Raw genomic sequence first — 20,081 nt, 5'->3', positions numbered from 1 at the left:
GTTATTGATTATTGCATTTTATTTGCTGGTGGTGTATTCAGAAATTGGCGAATATCAATGTAAAATTTAAATTTATCTTCTCCAGAACTTTGTGGAATAGGTCCCGTCGTAGCACTACCAAACCAGAGTTTGTTTAAGTGTCTGAGAACATTCTGAGACTTGTCCTGAGGTCGCAATGTAAATAATACAGTATCACAACCACCATCAATTGAACTCACAGAACAAATTACTTTATTACCGTTTTGAAAAGCATTGGTAACGTAATTAAGACTGCCGTTATTAAAAGCTGTTTGGAAGTTCTGAGAAACTGTTTTACAACGTTGTTGTGGTTTAACTCCTCCTAATACAGATGTCCAAGTTACCATTGCTTTTTGGAAATTTGGTGTCCAAAGAAAAGTAGTAGGAACAGACTTTCCATTTTCGGAGTAACGACTTGTAGAACAGATAAAGCGAATTTGATTATTAGCATCTTCTTGAGCAAAAACAGGAGTAGATGCTAATGTGGTGGTTAAAAACAGTGTGGTTAATAATGTTAATTTCATCATTTCTTAAATCTCCTACTTTGGGAAAGGGACATTAATTTCTGTGGGGTGGGCATCCTGCCTGCCCAGATAGACAAACTAGAAGCTAGGAACAAGAATCTCCTCATTTGGGAAAGGGACAATTTAATTTCTGTGGGGTGGGCATCCTGCCTGCCCAGATAGACAAACTAGAAGCTAGGAACAAGAATCTCCTCATTTGGGAAAGGGACAATTTAATTTCTGTGGGGTGGGCATCCTGCCTGCCCTTGCAAATAAATAGACTAGAAGCCTATGCCAGTCTCAATTCTCAACAGACTATTAGCGCCGTAAACGGGAAATATTTCCCTGACGAATTGCCGTTAAGAAAGGTTGTATTTTATTTACCAGGATAGCAATACTAATACCAGTATTACTGCCATTTCTATCAAGTCGAATAGCAGTATTTACGCCAATAACTTGGGCTTGGGAATTGAGAAGTGGACCACCAGAATTACCAGGATTAATTCTAGCATCATGTTTAATGATACCATCTTGTTCGTCAAGATTGCTCAAAACACCAGCAGTAAAATTATTTTGATTGTCATAGCCAAAGGGACTACCAATAGCATATACGGACTGTCCTACTTGGGCTGATTTTGCTAAAGATAATGTGGGTAAATTCCGCTGGTGACGAATTTTAATGGCTGCTAAATCTAGACCGTTTTTAGCAAAGCCAATTACGTCAGCAGGAAGTCGTTTACCATCTTCTAAAATTACAGTCACGGTTGCGGGTGCATCTTCCAAAACGTGAGCATTGGTAATAATTAATCCGTCTCGACTCACGATAAAACCACTTCCAGAAGCTTTACCAGTGTTGATGTAAACTACAGCGGGACTGGCTTTTTGATAAACTTTAATTCGTGTTTGTTCTTCTGAATTTTGAGATATGATAGATTGAGAATAGTGATTTGCTGGGGTCAAAGCCAACCCATTCGGTGATCCTAGAGCCTGTACAGATAAGACAGCAAGCCCTGTAACTGCTATCAGATATGGTTTTCTGTTCATTGGTGAACTTGGTAGACACTAAGGTAGCTATGAGACTGTATTCTCCATATTATCCAGGATAAATGGAAAAACCTAGTCAATGTTACGATTTTTGTAACAAAAAAACCAGAAAAATTTTATCCTGGAAAATCTAGTCTTTGAGCAACTAAAATTGTTACTATAATTTCAGATTAGTTGTTGAAACCTTGATTCAATCTGAAACCTTAGAATTACTAGAGTGGCCTCGACTGTGCCAGCACCTTTCTACCTTTGCGGCAACTAAGTTAGGGTCTATAGTTGCGCGTAACTTGCCCATTCCTGAAACTCAGGCAGAAAGTGAACAGTTATTAGCGCAAACTAAAGAAGTTTATGAATTGGAAAGTCGTTTACATCCGGGATTATCTTTTGAGGGTATACAAGATATTGGTGATTCCCTAGAACGGGCTGCACTGCAAAGTATTTTACCAGGGGAGGAGCTTTTAGCGATCGCTACTACCCTAGCAGGTGCAAGAAATTTACGCCGTGTTATTGATAATCAGGAAAATATCCCGGTTTTAAACGATTTAGTCTCAGAATTGCGGACTTACCCGGAATTAGAGCAGGAAATTCACCGTTGTATTGACGAACGTGGGCAAGTTACTGACCGTGCTAGTCAGAAAATGGGAGAAATTCGGGGGGAATTGCGGAAAGTTCGCAGCCAAATTACCCAAAAACTGCAAAATATTATCCAAGCAAAATCGGGAGCGGTTCAAGAGCAGTTAATTACACAAAGAGGCGATCGCTTTGTTATACCTGTAAAAGCTCCGCAAAAGGACGCAATTCCCGGTATTGTTCACGATACCTCTACCAGTGGTGCAACTCTATATATAGAACCTAATAGTGTTGTACCATTGGGTAATCAACTACGTCAAATTATTAGAAAAGAACAAACTGAAGCGGAAGCAATTCGCCGAACCTTGACGGAAAAGGTAGCAGAAGTTACACCAGATTTAGAAAGATTATTAGCCATTGTCACCACTTTAGATCTAGCGGTAGCCAAATCACGTTATAGTTTTTGGATAGGTGCTAACCCGCCACGCTTTGTCAATCCTCAAGCAAATGAAATTATTACCTTGCGGAATCTGCGCCACCCGTTGTTAGTTTGGCAACAGCAGCACGAACAGGGAAATGCAGTAGTACCAGTAGATTTATTGATTAGTCCTCAAATCCGGGTAGTCACAATTACAGGACCAAATACTGGGGGAAAAACGGTAACTTTAAAAACTTTGGGATTAGCAGCGGTCATGGCTAAGGTAGGTTTATTTATTCCTGCCCGTGAACCGGTGGAAATGCCTTGGTTTAGGCAAATTTTGGCTGATATTGGTGATGAACAGTCATTACAACAGAGTTTATCTACTTTTTCTGGACATATTCGCCGCATTAGTCGAATTTTAGAGGCATTAGAACCCGGACAAAATGATTTTTCCCCTTTAGCAATTAATTACCAATCTCTGGTATTACTTGATGAAGTGGGTGCAGGTACAGATCCAGCGGAGGGAAGTGCGTTAGCGATCGCTTTACTCAAATATCTCGCTAATCATACCCAACTAACTATGGCTAGTACGCATTTTGGCGAACTTAAAGCCCTCAAATACGAAGATCCTCGGTTTGAAAATGCGTCCGTAGAATTTGACGAAACTACCCTGTCACCGACTTATCGTCTATTGTGGGGTATTCCCGGCCGTTCCAACGCCCTGAGTATTGCTTTACGGTTAGGGTTAAAGCCAGAGGTGGTAGCAGAAGCGAAAACCCAAGTTGGGGAAGCTACGGACGAAGTCAATCAAGTTATTGCGGGTTTAGAAGCGCAACGCCGCAGCCAGGAAACCAAAGCCGCAGAAGCCCAAAAATTATTACGTCAAGCGGAACGCTTGTATAAAGAAGTTTCTGACAAAGCCGCTGCTTTAGAAGCCAGAGAAAAAGATTTACGTGCTTCCCAAGAAATCGCCGTTCAACAAGCAATTAGCCAAGCCAAAGGGGAAATTGCCCAAGTTATCCGCCGCTTACAACAAGGGACACCCAACGCCCAAGATGCCCAACAGGCCACCGCCAACATTAATCAAATTGCTCAAAAATACGAGGCCGCACCCCCACCCAAAATCCAACCTGGTTTTATGCCTAAATTGGGCGATCGCGTGCGGATTCCCAAATTAGGTCAAACTGCTGAAGTGTTAACAATTCCCGACGTTGAAGGCAATTTTAGCGTACGCTTTGGTCTGATGAAAATGACCGTACAACTGCAAGATATAGAGTCACTAGATGGAGAAAAACCAGAATCAGTAGTTAAACCTAAAATAACCCCATCTGTAATTATACCAACACCACCAGCCCCAGCCATTCGTACTTCTAAAAATACTGTAGATTTGCGCGGAAAAAGAGTAGCTGATGCTGAATATATCTTAGACAAAGCCATTTCCGAAGCCCCAGGACCCTTATGGATTATTCATGGACACGGCACTGGTAAACTCAAGCAAGGGGTTCACGCTTTTTTACAACAACACCCCAGAGTTACTCACTACGAACCAGCCGAACAAGCTGACGGCGGTAGTGGTGTTACTATTGCTCATATATAAAACAGGGAGCGGGGGAGGTAGGGGAGGCAGGAGAAGTAAAGGAGGTAAGGGAAGTAGGGGAAGCAGGAGTAAATAATAATTTATTTTAGATGTTGAATGACAACTAACAACTGACAACTGACAACCGACCACTGACAAAATATGCTAAAAGTTATGCACTCAACCGCTAATTCCGCTATATCAAAATCACCTTGGGAGGATTTAAGCCAAATCCCAGCCCCAAGTACAATACAATGGGAAAATATCAAAACTCAGTTAGACTTGGCGTTACTGGCGCTAGAAACCCTAACTGGTATTGGTTCAGAAGCAATGCTATCCGCCGCAGTTAGTCTTAATTTAGAATCCAAAATACCAGATCGAGTGGCTTTATGGCGATTACGTCAATCAAATCCTCTTCGCAAAGGCCAAGGGGGACGAAAAAAGTTAGATGTTGAGGAAGCGCGATCGCTCGTACTAATTATTTGCTATCTTGCTAAACAACATCAAGAATTAATTCGCCGCGCTGTAGGTTTATTGGAACAAATGACAGCAAATAATCAAAAACCCCACCAAACTGCTTTATTAGGAGATTATATAGATGGTTTTTGTAATACTTACCAAGAACGTATGGAAGAAGAGCCGACAACCTCAATAGACTTACTTACGAAATTAGCCCTCAAACTGTTAATAAATTTACTCTTTTATAGTGCTGCTGGTGGACACCGGCGTTTGTGGTTAGCACTAATAGACATTTCCACAAAATAAGCTTTAATTTTCGATTTTCAGCCTAAAATCCGAAATTACCTATTTTTTACTTTGCAATTTGTTATGTCTTCATCAAATTCCGTCATTCGTCGCTATACCGCCCCCACTTGTACCCTGGAAATTTGGGCGCAAAATTCATCTTTGTCCCGTTGGGTGGAAAAAAATGTCATTAGAGATTTGAGTTTTCGGTTACAATTTGATCACCCAGGACTATCAGAAGCCGCTCAAATCCTGATTCAGGGTGATCATCGGCAGTTAGAAGTTTTATGTGATACTGTAACCAGTTACGTTCAAAAACTTCTCCAAGAATCTACCGCAGATTTTAGTGTCACTTTATCAAACGCCGATAATAGTAATACAACATTAGCACTGGAATCAAAAGATGTTCTCACATCTGTCCTTCCTGCTCAAATTATACCATCCCTTCACGACCAAACTACCAAAGGAAAAGTTTATTTAGAACCTAGTTATAATTTAACTCATAAACTGTTTCTTGGTGATCTTGCTAACCAGACATCTGGATCTGTGATTGAATTAAGTTTACTACAACTATTTGATTTGGCAACGGTAATAGATGAATACTCATCTAATATGATGGTATTACCAACTATCAGCACTGAGACTACTCGCCCCAGTTTACCTCAATGGGTCCCCATAGCCGCAATTTTGGTAGTAGCTGCCAGTTTAGCCCCATTTACCTGGCAATATGCCCAGAAAATTTCACCAAATCAGCAGAAAATAGCCAAAAACAACCACACTGACCCCGAAAAAGTTAAAGAACTTTCCCCTACCATTGCAGATACTTGGCCAACACCACCAGTAAATTTAAACACACCTGGAATACCGCTAATACCACCACTAGCCAATTCTACCATACCCTCAGCACCGCTTTCCTTTCCCAATGGAACTATCCCAGCCGCACCAAAAACATCACCTCAACCTGCATTAACTATACCACCTAATACTTTGTCTTATCCGGTTACTCCACAAGTTCCCATCAATATAGTACCTAATCCCCCAGGCAATTCTTCGGGTATTACTGCTAAAAGTGGAATTAATAGCACCAAACCCAAGAATTTACCCTCTACTAAAAATAATATTCCCTTTAGTGTTTATACACTACCCCCGTCTATTGCCAGTATTCCTAACCAGAGTTTTAGCAATATTCCTAATACACTTCCTAGTCCTTATCCTACGGAATTAAAGCAGGAGACTGTAGGAATTACTACTCCAAATCAGGACTCTCTATCCAAAAATAATAATAATTTAGTCAGCAGATTAAGAGCCGCAACTAAAACTACTTCGACTTTGGGGACATCGGGGACACAAGCTAGTAATAGTAAGACTTTATTTGATACAACTCAAATCGCAGAAGCGAGAGAATATCTAAATAAGCGTTGGCAACCCCCCACTGGACTAGATCAAACTTTGGAATATAGTGTAACATTGGGTGTTGATGGCACTATCGAAAGAATTGAACCTTTAAATCCATCTGCCAGAGAATATATTGATAGTAGTGGTATTCCCGAAATTGGTAAACCTTTTGTTTCTAGTAATAAATCTGGACAAAGCCTAAAAATACGAGTTGTCCTGAGTCCTGATAGTCAGGTGCAAACATTCCCAGAAACACCTTGACACTTTTCAGCCGTTATGTAACGGAGACTCTACACTTAGAATATCCTATTAATAAGCTGTTACCCATCTAAATTTGATCATCTTAATCTGGCTAAATGTTGTGGTGCGGGCATCTTGCCCGCTAGAATCATACAAATTAAATGCAGTACAGCTGAGTGAGGACTTTAGTTTTCTCCGCGAGACCCTACGCGAACAAAATCGAGGTTTAAGCCTGCTACCAACAAAAAATTATAATTTTTTGTGATCCTTGTATAAGTCCTGATTCCTTACCTCCAGATGTCTATTCAACTACTTGCAAAGGTTTTGTCGTATCTACATTTTTTTTATGAATTTCCGACCCCATTGGATGACTATTAGTAAGATTTATTTCTGGGGATGAGTTGTTTTGCTCCTCCTCACTGCTGGGTTGATGGACAATGAGGCGATCGCAGGGAATCGTATCTGATATAATAGCACTTGCCATCATTCCTGTGTGAATTTCCATTTGTGCCTGTTTAGGAACTTCAAACACTAGTCTTTGTCCAGGGAATACCACCCTTTCAAAGTACCAGTTAGGAATATTGGAGATACGAGCCACCTGGATCTTACTTGTGGCATTAACGTAGCAGCAGAGAATTTTCCCCGAATGCTCCGGTGGTAGAGGATCTAATATCTGAGCCATAACTGGTGGTAAGCTGATTTACGCCACAATTTTATTTTAGTTATGTCAACCTAACACTGGATGATCCCCTGTTACTGTAACTGCGACTACCATCTGCGATTTTCTGCATTATTCATATCTAAAGTTATATCTAGTTTCTAAAATTTTTGTAAATAAATCTATCTTTTGTTGATCAAATCCGTCATAAATAAGAATATGGCTTTTTATTCTGAATAAAACTGCTGTCAATTCTTCTTAGCTAAGAATTTCAGCCGTTACTTCCTTATCTTCATCCACCTTGGTAAATGTAAATATCTGTGACATCTATCTCCCATGAATCCCAGCAGCAAGTCATTCCTCAATTCATCAACTCAATGTTATGGTGAATGTATATGAAAATTTTGTTCATAAACCGCCTTCTATAATAAGCAAATTTTATGCAGTCCAGTTTTCAGTTTTTTGTGTAACACAAAATAACTGCAATGTCAAGGACAATCCTGATTAAGTCATATAACTTTTGACTTTTGACTCTTGACTCCCGCTGGAACGGTACTAATTTTTCCCTCAACAACGGTAAGCAGTGCAGTTAAACCCGGTATGAACCCAACTAAAATCCTCTATGTTCGTCTTCCCTGTAACCCTATCTTTCCCATTGGGGTTGTCTATCTTTCGGATCATGTTCACAAACTGTTTCCCGGTGTAGAACAGCGGATTTTTGACTTAGGTACAATCCCACCTGTAGATTATACTTCCGCTCTAGATCGGTCTATTGATGAATTTAAACCCACACTATTAGTCTTTTCTTGGCGAGATATTCAAATTTACGCGCCAGTAGGAGGACGGGGCGGAAATCCTCTGCAAAACGCTTTTGAATTTTACTACGCTAAAAACCCATTCATCAAATTACGTGGTGCTTTGGGCGGATTAAGAATTTTTATAGCTTATTATGTAGAGTTATGGCGCAATCTAGGATTGGTTAAACGGGGTTTAAAACGCGCCCAAAAATATCAGTCTCAAGCCCGTGTAGTCTTGGGTGGTGGAGCGGTAAGTGTATTCTATGAACAGTTGGGTAAAAGTTTACCTGCGGGAACAATTATTTCTGTGGGTGAGGGAGAAACACTTTTAACAAAGCTGCTGAATGGTGAAGATTTCCGCAATGAACGCTGTTATGTTGTGGGAGAAAATGCGCCACGTCCACGCTTAATTCATGAACAACCCACACCCCTAGAAAAAACAGCTTGTAATTACGATTACATTGAGACTATTTGGCCGGAATTTAGTTATTATCTGCAAGAACAAGATTTTTACATTGGTGTGCAAACTAAACGCGGTTGTCCCCATAATTGCTGTTATTGTGTTTATACTGTAGTTGAGGGTAAACAAGTCCGCATTAATCCTAGTGATGAAATTGTGGCGGAAATCCGAGAATTATACAATCGTGGTATCCGTAACTTCTGGTTTACAGATGCTCAGTTTATACCCGCACGCAAGTTTATTGATGATGCTGTGGAATTACTCCAGAAAATCGTTGATTCCGGGATGTCAGATATTCATTGGGCAGCATACATTAGAGCCGACAACTTAACACCGCAATTGTGTGAGTTGATGGTAAAAACAGGTATGAATTATTTTGAAATCGGTATTACTAGCGGTTCTCAAGAACTAGTCCGCAAAATGCGAATGGGTTATAATTTACGAACTGTTTTGCAGAATTGTCGTGATTTAAAAGCCGCCGGTTTTAATGATGTAGTTTCTGTTAATTATTCTTTTAATGTCATTGATGAACGTCCTGAAACTATTCGGCAAACTATAGCATATCACAGGGAATTAGAACGGATTTTTGGGGTTGATAAAGTTGAACCCGCTATTTTCTTTATTGGACTACAACCCCACACCCATTTAGAGGAATATGCTTTTAAAGAGGAGATTCTGAAACCGGGTTATGATCCGATGAGTTTAATGCCTTGGACTGCTAAAAAGCTTTTATGGAATCCTGAACCTCTGGGTTCTTTCTTTGGTGAAGTCTGCTTACAAGCTTGGCGACAAAATCCCAACGACTTTGGACGGGAAGTAATGAATATTTTAGAAGCCAAATTGGGTCGCGCTGATTTGGAAACGGCGCTTTCTGCACCTATACCAGAAAAACAGCTGGTGTCAATTTAAGTTCAGGTGATGAGAAATCACCGCTATGCGGACTATTAAAACTCAAAAAACCCTAATTTCATGTTACAAGGTTCAATTCTCCAACAGTTAGAAGCTTCCCACCGTCATAGTTCGCGCCCAATTCATTTTGGGGTGTACTATAAGAATACCTTGGTTGCCCTCTGTCATGCTTTAGAAGACCATATTTTAACTAGAAATAATGCTCCTTTGGTAATTACGGCTTTCCAAGAGGGTAAATGGTATTTAGAAGAAGCGGTCAGATATGCAGATATCGCTCAACACAGCCAACAAATTGTCATTATGGCCGCTGCTGACGCTGGTTTTGCTGAACATCCCACTAGTCAGTTAAGTAATGTTAATCTGGTAGCATTGGCAACAGATGATCCTGTGGCTCAGGAATGGCATTTGATGATTTTATCACCAGATTACACGGCGATGGTAATTTGTCAAGAGTTATCCCCAGATGATTATGGGAGTGAGGGCTTGCCAAGTTCAGATTTAGAGCGGAAATTCTACGGTTTATGGACATTTGAGCCGAAATTAGTCCAGGAAACCGCAGAATTAGCGATCGCGCATATCCAAGACTATCATCCCGAATTAGCACTGAAACTTACTCAATATAAAGAGGCAATTCATACACATATATCTTCATCAGCGGATGTGGCTACTGTCGTAGCCCGTGTTGTTGATTACCTGAAAACAGGACAGGACAACTTATCTATTCCCGTAGCATCTCATCGAAAATCTCTGGATCGTAACTTGGTATCTAATGAAATCCAAGCATTTTTACGGATGGCGCAATTGATTGATCTAGCAGATATCAATCACCATGGTGTAGCCACGGAAGTAGCATCTGTAGTAGAAACAATGGGGCAACTGTTAGATATACCTGCATGGCAAATTAAAAGATTACGTCTTGCGGCTTTGTTACATCGGATAGGTTCACTGCAAAACGTTGAGAGTTTGATTACTCCTAGTCACTTAACCACGGCTTATCCAGAAAAAGCGCCTAGTTGTCCTCTGGCTTGTCCCCTCGTACCAGGAGCGCAAGCATTACGAATTATGCCACGACTACGGGCAATAGCGCAAATTATCACCCATCAAACCGAATGGTGGAATGGAACTGGTGAACCTGCTGGTTTAGCTGGTGATGATATTCCTTTAGAATCACGAATTTTGTCACTGGCAGCAGAATTTATTATACAACTTAATCAGTATAAATATTTAGGTAAAAGCGAAGGGGAAATATTTTCTCAAGCTTTAGATCAGTGTCGGCAACAACAATCTAGCCGCTTTGATCCTAAACTTGTAGATACCTTAAGTTTATTAGTCATGGGCTTACAACAGGGACTTGATTTATCCGTGATCAAACCGAAAGTCGGCGGCGGTTTGTGGTTACTTGATTCTCGTTGGGATAGCCACAGCAAAAGTAGTGAGCAGATTTCAGTATACAGCACACCAGGGAGAATTTACGGATGATTAGCAACAATAAACAACTTGCCGGCGCAAATTTAGAGGATGAGGATCTATCTCACTTAGATCTAAGAAAGATAAATTTAACAGGGGCGCATTTAGTAGGGACTAACTTTAGTGGTTCTCAATTGGAGGGTGGCCATTTTGCCGGAGCCAACTTAATGGGTGCAAATCTGCAACAAACTGACTTGCGGGCGAATTTAATTGGTGCAAATTTAATGCAAGCTGATTTGACCGGTGCAGATTTACGTGGTGGCAATTTGAGGGGTAGTAACTTGATGGGAGCAATCCTGAATGATGCGTCTTTAGCTGGTGCTTTTTTAAGCGGTGCTAATTTGATGGGTGTAAATTTACAAAGTAGTGATTTACGATGTGCAGATTTACGAGGTGCTAATTTAACGGGGGCTAATCTCAAATGTGCAGACTTAAGCGGTGCAGATTTGCGAGGAGCTTTACTGACTGAAGCGAATCTTGAAGAGGCTGATTTGCGAGGGGCTAACTTAGCAGGAGCGGATTTAACTGGAGCGAATTTACTTTGTGCGGAAGTAGATGCTGTGAAGTTAAATGGCGCAAGTTTAGATAAGGTATGTATGGTGGGTACAGTTTTAAAAACTAGTACCGAATATATGGTAAAATAGTTTATCTTTTTTTTTCATGCTTATTTGCCTTTTAGTAAAAAAGGGATTCGTATAAGCAATGCTGCCGGGGGGTTCTATTAAGGGTTTGTAACAGTTGTGGTTTTTGTATCTCACTCAACCGATAACCCTATTTCGGTTACTGTAAATACAAGAGTTTTCTCTTATAATTCTAAGCTTTAACATTAGACCTCTTGCAAAATTAATTTTATGTTATGATTGAGGGCTGTGTTAATTTTAGATAAAAGTTAGAGTTACACGGCTATGGTTGAATTTGCGATCGCAAAGAACACCAAAAATACATAAAACCTAAAACCTCCTATCGTACCACAGAAACAATTGTGCAAGAGGTCTATTAGCCTAATGTCAAGAATATCGTAATTGACTTTTGTGAATGAAAAGGAAGTTTAGATTAGCTTGGCTGGTTTTGGCGATCATGTCTGGGTTAACGGGCATAATTCCCATTAACATAGGAATTACTTTTTACCAAACTCACTCTCAAATTGACTTGGCAATTTTTGAATAACAAATTCTAGAACTGAAGCAGCCATCTCCAACGCCTCCTCAGCTTCGTATCTTTCCGGCTCAATCGCATCTCCTGGATAGCGGAATTCTGTCGCATAAGGGGTCAAGGTATCAGCCACATCTTTCAGATCGTGAAAACCCGGTTCAGACAATGAACACATATCTAACAAAACATCCAAATCATGGGTTTTTCTGACTGCCCGCTCTTGATATGTCAAATAAGCCTTTAATGCCTTTTCAGCAGCTTGTTGACAATGGTAAACAACTGCATCCAAAAGAGATTCTTCATTTTTAATTAGCACATAGGCGGCCTTTAAATCTCGCTGGCTCTTGATTAACCACTGTCTAGTTTCTGCAAATTTTGCATCATCCATACAGGAGTTTACCTTGACGGATTATCTGATTGACTAGTGAGTTTGCTACACTAGCCTTGAGTTCAACTTCTGAGCGGGTCATCACCAGAATATCTTTTGGGATACCAATACCGCGCAAGGCCTTATATGCATGACGCGCTCGACGATAGCGAGGTTCATCTGATTTTGATATTATCACCAATAAGTCAATATCGCTATCCTCTGTCGGTTCACCGTAAGCATAGGAGCCGAAGAGAAAAATCTGTTCTGGTTCGAGTGCAGTCACAAGCCGATGAGTAATTTCATTTAGAAAATGAGTGCTTAAATACTTTACAGCCATATAATTTAACTTATAAGAAGATGAGCTAAGAACCCCGGAATTGATGCCTAAAAATCCCAAAAATTTTTAGGTATCAATGTCTTTTAAGCCGGGGATTTACTCCCCAGTTATAAGTTGATTATATTTGATGTTATCATCTCAATTGAGAGGAGGGGAGTGTCAATAGTTCGATTCTTAATTGGAAATGGTGAAAATTTTGATGGATTGGCTTAAATCTGAAAAATACCAACTTAATCATGTTTTAGCAGCACGTTCTCGTTTGGGAGAAGGACCAGTTTGGGACTCAACCAAAGGTCTGCTTTATTGGGTGGATATATATAACCATAGGGTAAATCAATTTGATCCCACAACTGGAGAGAACCTTTTTTTTGATGTGGGAGATGTCGTCGGTTCGATTGCGATCGCAGGTCAAGATAGACTCATTATGGCACAACGCCATGGATTAGCCTTTTTGCATCTTAAAACAGGGAAAACAAGTCCGCTTATTGCAATTGAAGCGGATATGACAGACAATCGCTTTAATGACGGTAAATGCGATCGCCAAGGTCGTTTCTGGTTTGGTTCTATGTGTCCAGGTAAAAATCAGGGTAGCCTTTATTGGTATGATCCTGATGGTTCATTGCATTTAATGGAGACAGGATTAACCATTGCCAATGGTTTGGGGTGGAGTCCAGATGAAAAGATTTTTTATTTAACCGATTCTGCTCAACAAAAGATATATGCTTACAACTTTGAAGCAGCAACAGGTAGAATTAGCGATCGCCATATTTTGGTAGACTTAGCCGGTGAGTCTTTTTATCCTGACGGGCTGACTGTAGATAGTGAAGGGAATATTTGGTCAGCAATGTGGGATGGTTGGTGCGTAATTCGTTTTAATTCTCAGGGTGAGGAAACCTTACGGATACCCTTACCTGTGCAACGTCCGACAAGTTGTACTTTTGGTGGTCAGGATTTGCAGACGCTTTATATTACGACAGCTTCGGTTGGTTTAAGTGAGGAAGAAATTCAGAAAAGTTTCTACTCTGGCGATTTATTTGCTCTCCAGACTGATATAACTGGATTACCTACTGATAATTTTAGGCTTTAAGACTAGCCTAATGTCAAGAATATGGTAAGTGACTTTCGTGAATGAAAAGGAAAAGGAAAAGGAAAAGGAAGTTTAGATTAGCTTGGCTGGTTTTAGCCGCCGCCCTTGGTTTATCTACCATAATTCCTGTGAGGATAGCGATAGCTTTTCACCAAACTGCCGTACCCCAAGCAATTTTTGTATTGGGAGGTGATTATAAAAGAATGGAATTTGCCGCCCAGCTTTGGCTATCGCACAAAGATTTAGATATTTGGGTTTCTGATTGTGACTATAACCTAAATTATAATCGCCGCATTTTTCAACGGTTTGGTGTTCCCAATCGCCAATTGCGGTTTGATGGCAGAGCTACGGATACAGTCACTAATTTTACATCTATGGTAGACAAGTTTGCTGCTCGGAAGATACAGCATATTTATTTGATTACATCAGATTATCATATGAGGAGGTCAAAAGCGATTGCTACTATTGTCCTTGGTAGTCAAGGGATTGTGGTTACACCTCTTGCTGTACCTTCATGGGGAGATAGGTCAGAATCTTTGGTGCGGGTGTTGCGAGATTGTGGGAGATCGCTTTTGTGGATTTTTACAGGAAAGACAGGAGCCAGTTTTAATCCTCGTCTTCTGGTAAAGATTTCTAAGTATAATGGGTGATTAAATTCCATAAATTAGCTCATTGCGGATAAAATAGATCTAATTTAGCGGTCAGTGTATCACCATAAATGACTAAAAACCCTTTTGATCAATTTTCCAAACAGTTATTTGCAGAATTTCTATCCTCCTTGGGTGAGGTGCGAATAAATTATGAAATACCTGGAGAACCCAGATTTGTCGTTTGGTTTACACCATCGACTCAACAGCATCAGTCAGAAAATTTCGGTATTTTAAATAAAATTGCTGTAACCAGTTGTTTATTAGAACCCTTTCGCAAGCAACCAACAGAAAGAGAAATCCGCAGTTGTTTAGCCAAACTATTCCACCTAGAAGCAGATTTACAACGTCAAGCCAAACGAGATAAAAAAAGTATTCCTGACCATGAACTACCAAGATTGTGGATTATTGCTACTTCTTGTTCTGATAAACTGCTGAATAAATTTATGGCCAGTGAGGATGAAAACTGGCTGCCAGGTATTTACTTTCCGTCACCATTACTGCTGACTGGAGTAATTGTGATTGATAAGTTAGCGAATACTCCAGAAACTCTCTGGTTGAGGATTTTAGGTAAAGGAATAATTCAACAAGCTGCAATTAATGAAGTAATTGCTTTACCCGAAGATGATAGAAAACGCTATACTATTTTAAAGTTGTTAGGGACTTGGAAGATTACTATGGAAATAAGCAATGAGATTGATGTTGAAGATAGGGAGTTAATAATGAATTTAACACCGGCTTATTTAGAGTGGGAACGGATAACGGAACTTCGTGGTTTAGAGCGCGGTAAGGAAATAGGCAAGGAAATAGGTAAGGAGCTAGGTAAGGAACAGGAAAGACGGCAAATAGTAGAAAACCTGCTTTTAGCTCGATTTGGCTTTATAGACGAGCAATTAGCGGCAGTTGTTCAGCCTGTATTAAATTTAACACCTCACGAATATACTACCTTGCTGTTGCAGTTGTCTAGTTTATCTCGTGAGCAGTTATTATCCCGATTTCAATAGACCTCGGAGGGAGAAATCAGTTTCCTGCCTATATCAAGTTAAAATCCTTATTCAATTCAGCAAGGTCGATTATCACTTCAGATTCTCCTGGTTACTTAACCAAGTATCTAGGTCTGTGGGGTTGATAAAATCAAGGAGGACTTCTCCTAATGCTTCCAGCATGGGAACGGATAAAGTGCGAATTTGGGTTTCTTGATTTGGGGTCATTACTCCAAAACGACGTTTTAACTGACGGATAATCAGTTTCGCTTCCCCTTCCTGTCTACCTTTTTGCTCACCTTCCTGTCTACCTTTTTGCTCACCCTCCTGTCTACCTTTTTGCTCACCTTCTTGTCTACCTAATTGGAAAACATCTTGATAAAAACGGGTTTGAGTAATATCAGCGGTTTTTAGGTCTAACATTTTTAATATTTCCTCCAAACTCAGGTTAGGGAATTTGTTTACCAGTATAGCTTCAACTAAATCAAGTTTTTGTCTAAATTCTGCTTGACTTTTACTACTTTCTAGTAGGTTTTGAGCGGCTTGAACGGTTTTTGTTTTCGGGAGGATAATCAGTTGCAGTAATGCTAAATTGGGACTGAGGGGATTTTGATGTAGCAGGTCTTGTAAGTAGAGTCTTTGGACTTGTTTATCTAACTGGAATTGGTAAGGAATTTCTGAACCCAGGTCATGACGACGGGATTTGAGAATTAGCAATCCTCGCCAGGGTCTGATAATTTTATACTGTTTAAGATAAAGGTAAATTTCTGCAAAGTAGCGTCCATAAAAGTCTGTATCTGGTTGCATTTGCGCTTCTAGAAAGACTAGGGGGAGGTTGGGGTCATTTTCTACGGGGGTTAAAATCCCATCATGGCGAAATTCCTGTTCTTTAATGACTGGTGCTGAGTAATCGAATTGACAATCTGGGGGGGATTCCAGGGAGGAGTTCGGCGAGAAGACCTGGTTGATTGAGAAATATGCGGTAAAATAGCTTATCGGTCTTCATGCTTATTTACATTTGAAAACATGAGCGATCGCAAAGTACTGCTGCAAGCATCTCGCATAAGCACTGCTGAGAGGGGTTATATTGAGGGTTGGCAACAGATGTGGTTTTTATATCTCACTCAAGCAACAACGGTATTTCGGTTACTTCAAATACAATAGTTTTCTCTTATAATTTTAGGGTTTAAGATTAGCCTAATGTGCAGCACTGACGCGATCGCTTTTCACCAAACTTCCGTACTCAAGCAATTTTCGTGTTATACTAAACATGGGTGAGATTTAAACTTTGTTCCAGTATAGCGAATTTACTGCATTGAATATTTTAAATATCCCTAAACCAATTAATATTGTTACACAAAGTGTTGTATATTCTTGCAACTCATCATGATACTAACTATATCATAGAGACTTTATGTAATAAGCAACATCATTGATAATTTTATCCCATTGTAAACAATGTCTATAAAATTCAAAACTGTTTTTTGATAGAGAATTTCTCAGGTCTGAATCAGTAACCAGTAATTCAACGTATTTTGTAAATACACTCACGTCTTTAGCTGGACTTATAAACCCTGTCTCTCCATGTTTAACCATTTCTGGCAAACCACCCACATCGGAAACTATTACAGGACAGGCATTATAATATGCAACTGGAATCATGCCACTTTGTGAAGCGTCAATGTATGGCAATACTAATACATGAGAAGATAATAACATCTCATCCATTTCATCATCCGAAAGAAATTGATTGACCACATTTAATCTTTTCAATTTCTTAATTTTTTCAGTATAGGGTGACAAATCTCCATAACCAGCCAGCAGAAATTCACAATCAATTTTATCTTCGAGCGTTGCTATTATGTCAAGAAAAATGTCTATACCTTTATATTTATCAATTCTACCTATCAAACTAACAAACTTTTTCCCAACTTTTGATTGAGGTAAATTATCTCTACTAATAGTCCTATTTACTCCATGTAGATACGAGAATATTTTAGAGTCGGGCAGAGAAAAATGTCTTTTAGCAGATGATTTGAGGTAATCCCCATAAACAGTTATATGATCAGATAAATTCACCTGAGTTGTTTGAAAAGCATCTATAAAAAATCCATTTTTCGTATTTGCGTGTGGAGTGACATCATGAATATGTGAAACTAGTCTTAACTCCATATCAGGTAATAAATTAATTATTCTTACTGCAAATGCAGTCATAGCGTTAAGAGGATGAGCAGATATAAAATATATGACTACTTTTTTTTCCCTGGCTATTATAGCCATAATCTTAATAATTTTAAATATATTAAACACATCTAGAGCCATACGAATATGGCTACCAGATTCAGAAATACCAATTATTTTGGGATCATTAACACCTTCAGCATATTCTTTGTCAGTCAATACATAAACATTGAAATATTTGGAAAAATTTATTCGATAACAGTCCAAAATAAGTTTCATTCCTATTTTAGCGTTGAAAGCAATTAAAATTAATTTGTGCATAATTTCTGTCCATCTAACAGGCTTTTCTGAGTGAAAAATTTTCTCTTTTTCTTGTGAGCTAAAGTTATAATATATGAGAAATTTGGCGAAGCCGAAATAAGTTTATCAAACTCAAAAATTTCATATCCTAAAATTTTGCCCTATGTCTGTGTCTTTTTTTCTCTGTGTAATAAACACTATAAAACCAGGCTGACATTTAACATACAGAATTTAAGATAATTTTTGCCGTTTTCTGCAATGGATCTTCACCATCAAAATAGAAAAAGTTTTGGAACTGAGATTTTAACTTGTTTTCACACTCGTTTTCTAGGATAGAATTGTTATTGATAAAATCAACTAACTCTTTAACATCAGCAGTTTTTACTCTGCAAATATCTGTAAAATATGCAGGTATTTCATGACCTTCAAAATCCCACAACAGCACATTTGTATTTACCATTGCTATGACTGCCACCACAGTTGAATAGTGACCTATATAATGGCTACAATGAGGAATATTATTATTGCAAAATTCCGCGTTATTAAATTCTTTTAACTGCTTGTATAAAGATACATCACTTCTTGGGTGCAGTTTTATATATATTTTTTTATCATTTGGTATGCTAGAAGACAAAATATTGATAAAATTCAAAAAATCATTTCTAGGTAGTCTCCCATCTTCCACTAAGGTCTGAGCAATATAACAAATTGAATCTTCCCGAATCAGACTACTAATATCCTTAACTTTAATTAAATCTGGATAACCAATTACGTACTGAGACTCGTCTGAATATCCAAACTGTTGTCGATGGTATTCTTTCCAAAAATTACCGTATACTAGAACTTTATCTACATTAATTTTGTTTTTATCGATTGAACCAGTTATATTTTGTCCAAAAACTAAATTTTTAATGTAGTATTGTAAGTATTTTATTTTATCTTCTTCGACTATTTCAGCTATAGTTAATGCATACATTATATATCGTAAAGTTTTTACAAGTTTTTTCAAAAAAAGTGATGGTTCCCTTTTAAGGAATGGAATATAAAGACCATGCTGGAACATAAAAGTTTTTATCTTCAATGTTTTGGCAAGACTTATATATGCTGAATCAGGAATCCTTTGAGCCATGACTATTAGAGCATCTGGCTTAAATGTAGTCAATTTATGATTAATATTTGTTTTACTTGGGAATCCACTATAAATAATTTCTGAATTGGCTGGTAATTTTTTCAAAATTTCTTTTTCAGAAGCACCATCTTTTTCGTCATAAATAAATTGATATTTATTACCAGGACACAAATTTTCAATAGCATGAGCTATTGATGCTGGATGCCTAGTGTGGCTGGAAAGATGAAGGTCGAAAAACGAAAAGTTAGGCATTTCTTGCGTCTCACTATAATTCAGTATTTATCTTACTTACCGTAGAACAAATTTTTCTCACAGCGGCCTATTTGAACTTGATTGCAAAAGGAGAACTGATTTTGAAAAATGTCTTTAAAAGTAAAAGTCTGTTGATAATATTTATGATGAACTTATCAAAGGGATTAGTAGCGTACTTACTGCGTATTTGTGACTGTTCTGCCATGCCTCCCTTTGAAGCACCAGCCGGTGCAGATTTTGCCACCGTTACAGACAGATAAAATATTTCCACCTCCCTCAGCATCCTAATAAATACGTCATAGTCCATAGAATGTTTGAGTGATTCATCAAATTTGTAATTCTTGTGTAAATTGGTTTCACAAAAGAAAGCTTGATGAGGCAAAAACATAAAATATTTGAGAAAATTTGATGGTAGTTTTGGTGGGCTATACACAAACTCTTCTCCTTTTACAAATACAATTCTACTACCAACCGCGCATTTCCACTTATATTTTATATAACTACTAACTACCTCAGAAACTACACTTTTTGAAAAAAACAAGTCCCCAGAATTTAAAAAAAAGATTAAATCCCCTGTACTTCTGTCTAGACCTTTATTAAAGGCACTTGATATACCATTATCCGGTTCTGAAACATAAGAAAAATTTTTAGTATGTTGATAAGACTGCAAAATTTCTCTCGTTCCATCATTAGAATCACCGTCTACAATGATATGTTCAATATATTCATAATCTTGTCCTTTGACTGAATCTAATGTTTTCAATAAACCTTGAAAATCATTTCTTGATATTGTTACTATGGAAATTAAGCAATTACTCATATAAATATGTTTCCAAATACG

The 20,081-nt window shown here is 38.6% G+C and carries 19 protein-coding genes; 10 read left to right on the top strand and 9 right to left on the bottom strand.

Going from position 1 to position 20,081, the window contains the following annotated elements; translation table 11 throughout:
- Nucleotides 1–8: 8 nt before the first annotated feature.
- Both H6F39_RS02560 and H6F39_RS02555 read right to left on the bottom strand, forming a co-directional pair.
- A complete protein-coding gene (locus tag H6F39_RS02560) occupies nucleotides 9–545 on the bottom strand; it encodes a COP23 domain-containing protein (RefSeq protein ID WP_190396164.1) in 537 nt (178 codons plus the stop codon).
- Between the two features lie 294 nt (nucleotides 546–839).
- Entirely contained in the window at nucleotides 840–1,565 is a 726-nt protein-coding gene (locus tag H6F39_RS02555; protein WP_190371896.1) for a S1C family serine protease, read from the bottom strand.
- A 185-nt stretch (nucleotides 1,566–1,750) separates the two neighbouring features.
- On the opposite strand from H6F39_RS02555, the gene H6F39_RS02550 reads away from it, so the two are divergent.
- From H6F39_RS02550 to H6F39_RS02540, 3 genes are all read left to right on the top strand, one after another.
- Nucleotides 1,751–4,153 (top strand): endonuclease MutS2, encoded by a 2,403-nt coding sequence (locus H6F39_RS02550; RefSeq protein ID WP_190371895.1) that lies wholly within the window; start codon nucleotides 1,751–1,753, stop codon nucleotides 4,151–4,153.
- 141 nt (nucleotides 4,154–4,294) lie between these two features.
- Entirely contained in the window at nucleotides 4,295–4,897 is a 603-nt protein-coding gene (locus H6F39_RS02545) for a DUF3038 domain-containing protein (RefSeq protein ID WP_190371894.1), read from the top strand.
- 63 nt (nucleotides 4,898–4,960) lie between these two features.
- Nucleotides 4,961–6,532 carry a DUF4335 domain-containing protein gene (locus H6F39_RS02540; protein ID WP_137907507.1) on the top strand — a complete coding sequence of 524 codons (1,572 nt, stop codon included), beginning with the start codon at nucleotides 4,961–4,963 and terminating at the stop codon, nucleotides 6,530–6,532.
- A 280-nt stretch (nucleotides 6,533–6,812) separates the two neighbouring features.
- Here the strand turns inward: H6F39_RS02540 and H6F39_RS02535 are convergent, their stop codons facing one another.
- A complete protein-coding gene (locus tag H6F39_RS02535; protein ID WP_137907506.1) occupies nucleotides 6,813–7,193 on the bottom strand; it encodes a DUF1830 domain-containing protein in 381 nt (126 codons plus the stop codon).
- A 576-nt stretch (nucleotides 7,194–7,769) separates the two neighbouring features.
- Between H6F39_RS02535 and H6F39_RS02530 the strand changes: the two genes are divergently transcribed.
- From H6F39_RS02530 to H6F39_RS02520, 3 genes are read left to right on the top strand one after another with little or no spacing between them, the layout of a single operon-like run.
- The gene (locus H6F39_RS02530; protein WP_137907517.1) at nucleotides 7,770–9,335 is read left to right on the top strand and encodes a photosystem II high light acclimation radical SAM protein; all 1,566 of its coding nucleotides are present in this window, start codon (nucleotides 7,770–7,772) and stop codon (nucleotides 9,333–9,335) included.
- A gap of 60 nt (nucleotides 9,336–9,395) precedes the next feature.
- The gene (locus H6F39_RS02525) at nucleotides 9,396–10,814 is read left to right on the top strand and encodes a DICT sensory domain-containing protein (protein WP_137907505.1); all 1,419 of its coding nucleotides are present in this window, start codon (nucleotides 9,396–9,398) and stop codon (nucleotides 10,812–10,814) included.
- Nucleotides 10,811–11,446 carry a pentapeptide repeat-containing protein gene (locus tag H6F39_RS02520; protein WP_137907504.1) on the top strand — a complete coding sequence of 212 codons (636 nt, stop codon included), beginning with the start codon at nucleotides 10,811–10,813 and terminating at the stop codon, nucleotides 11,444–11,446. The genes H6F39_RS02525 and H6F39_RS02520 overlap by 4 nt, the downstream gene beginning before the upstream one ends.
- A 473-nt stretch (nucleotides 11,447–11,919) precedes the next feature.
- Here H6F39_RS02520 and H6F39_RS02515 read toward each other — a convergent pair whose 3' ends face one another.
- Nucleotides 11,920–12,342 (bottom strand): HEPN domain-containing protein, encoded by a 423-nt coding sequence (locus H6F39_RS02515; protein ID WP_190396163.1) that lies wholly within the window; start codon nucleotides 12,340–12,342, stop codon nucleotides 11,920–11,922.
- Nucleotides 12,335–12,607: a nucleotidyltransferase domain-containing protein gene (locus H6F39_RS02510; protein ID WP_265915491.1), complete on the bottom strand. Its 273-nt coding sequence runs from the start codon at nucleotides 12,605–12,607 to the stop codon at nucleotides 12,335–12,337. The genes H6F39_RS02515 and H6F39_RS02510 overlap by 8 nt, the downstream gene beginning before the upstream one ends.
- Nucleotides 12,608–12,860: 253 nt before the next feature.
- Here H6F39_RS02510 and H6F39_RS02505 point away from each other — a divergent pair, with 253 nt between their 5' ends.
- The 3 genes from H6F39_RS02505 (at nucleotide 12,861) to H6F39_RS02495 (ending at nucleotide 15,399) form a co-directional block, all read left to right on the top strand.
- On the top strand, nucleotides 12,861–13,748 hold the full coding sequence (locus H6F39_RS02505) for an SMP-30/gluconolactonase/LRE family protein (RefSeq protein ID WP_137907503.1): 888 nt from the start codon (nucleotides 12,861–12,863) through the stop codon (nucleotides 13,746–13,748).
- Between the two features lie 41 nt (nucleotides 13,749–13,789).
- Nucleotides 13,790–14,398 (top strand): YdcF family protein, encoded by a 609-nt coding sequence (locus H6F39_RS02500; protein ID WP_190396161.1) that lies wholly within the window; start codon nucleotides 13,790–13,792, stop codon nucleotides 14,396–14,398.
- Between the two features lie 68 nt (nucleotides 14,399–14,466).
- Nucleotides 14,467–15,399 (top strand): hypothetical protein, encoded by a 933-nt coding sequence (locus H6F39_RS02495; RefSeq protein WP_137907501.1) that lies wholly within the window; start codon nucleotides 14,467–14,469, stop codon nucleotides 15,397–15,399.
- A 72-nt stretch (nucleotides 15,400–15,471) separates the two neighbouring features.
- On the opposite strand, the gene H6F39_RS02490 is transcribed toward H6F39_RS02495, so the two are convergent.
- On the bottom strand, nucleotides 15,472–16,272 hold the full coding sequence (locus H6F39_RS02490; protein WP_370539357.1) for a DUF2887 domain-containing protein: 801 nt from the start codon (nucleotides 16,270–16,272) through the stop codon (nucleotides 15,472–15,474).
- A 132-nt stretch (nucleotides 16,273–16,404) separates the two neighbouring features.
- Here H6F39_RS02490 and H6F39_RS02485 point away from each other — a divergent pair, with 132 nt between their 5' ends.
- Nucleotides 16,405–16,542, top strand: a complete 138-nt coding sequence (locus tag H6F39_RS02485; RefSeq protein WP_162501182.1) for a hypothetical protein — start codon at nucleotides 16,405–16,407, stop codon at nucleotides 16,540–16,542.
- Between the two features lie 237 nt (nucleotides 16,543–16,779).
- Here the strand turns inward: H6F39_RS02485 and H6F39_RS02480 are convergent, their stop codons facing one another.
- From H6F39_RS02480 to H6F39_RS02470, 3 genes are all read right to left on the bottom strand, one after another.
- Entirely contained in the window at nucleotides 16,780–17,880 is a 1,101-nt protein-coding gene (locus tag H6F39_RS02480) for a glycosyltransferase family 4 protein (RefSeq protein WP_190396160.1), read from the bottom strand.
- Between the two features lie 196 nt (nucleotides 17,881–18,076).
- Complete coding sequence (locus H6F39_RS02475; RefSeq protein ID WP_190396159.1) at nucleotides 18,077–19,240, bottom strand: polysialyltransferase family glycosyltransferase; 1,164 nt, start codon at nucleotides 19,238–19,240, stop codon at nucleotides 18,077–18,079.
- A 67-nt stretch (nucleotides 19,241–19,307) separates the two neighbouring features.
- Complete coding sequence (locus H6F39_RS02470; RefSeq protein WP_190396158.1) at nucleotides 19,308–20,060, bottom strand: glycosyltransferase family 2 protein; 753 nt, start codon at nucleotides 20,058–20,060, stop codon at nucleotides 19,308–19,310.
- Between the last annotated feature and the right edge of the window lie 21 nt (nucleotides 20,061–20,081).

The sequence above is a fragment of the Dolichospermum sp. FACHB-1250 genome (genome assembly GCF_014696335.1).
GTDB lineage: Bacteria > Cyanobacteriota > Cyanobacteriia > Cyanobacteriales > Nostocaceae > Dolichospermum > Dolichospermum planctonicum.
This window is presented reverse-complemented; position numbering and strand designations above follow the sequence as displayed.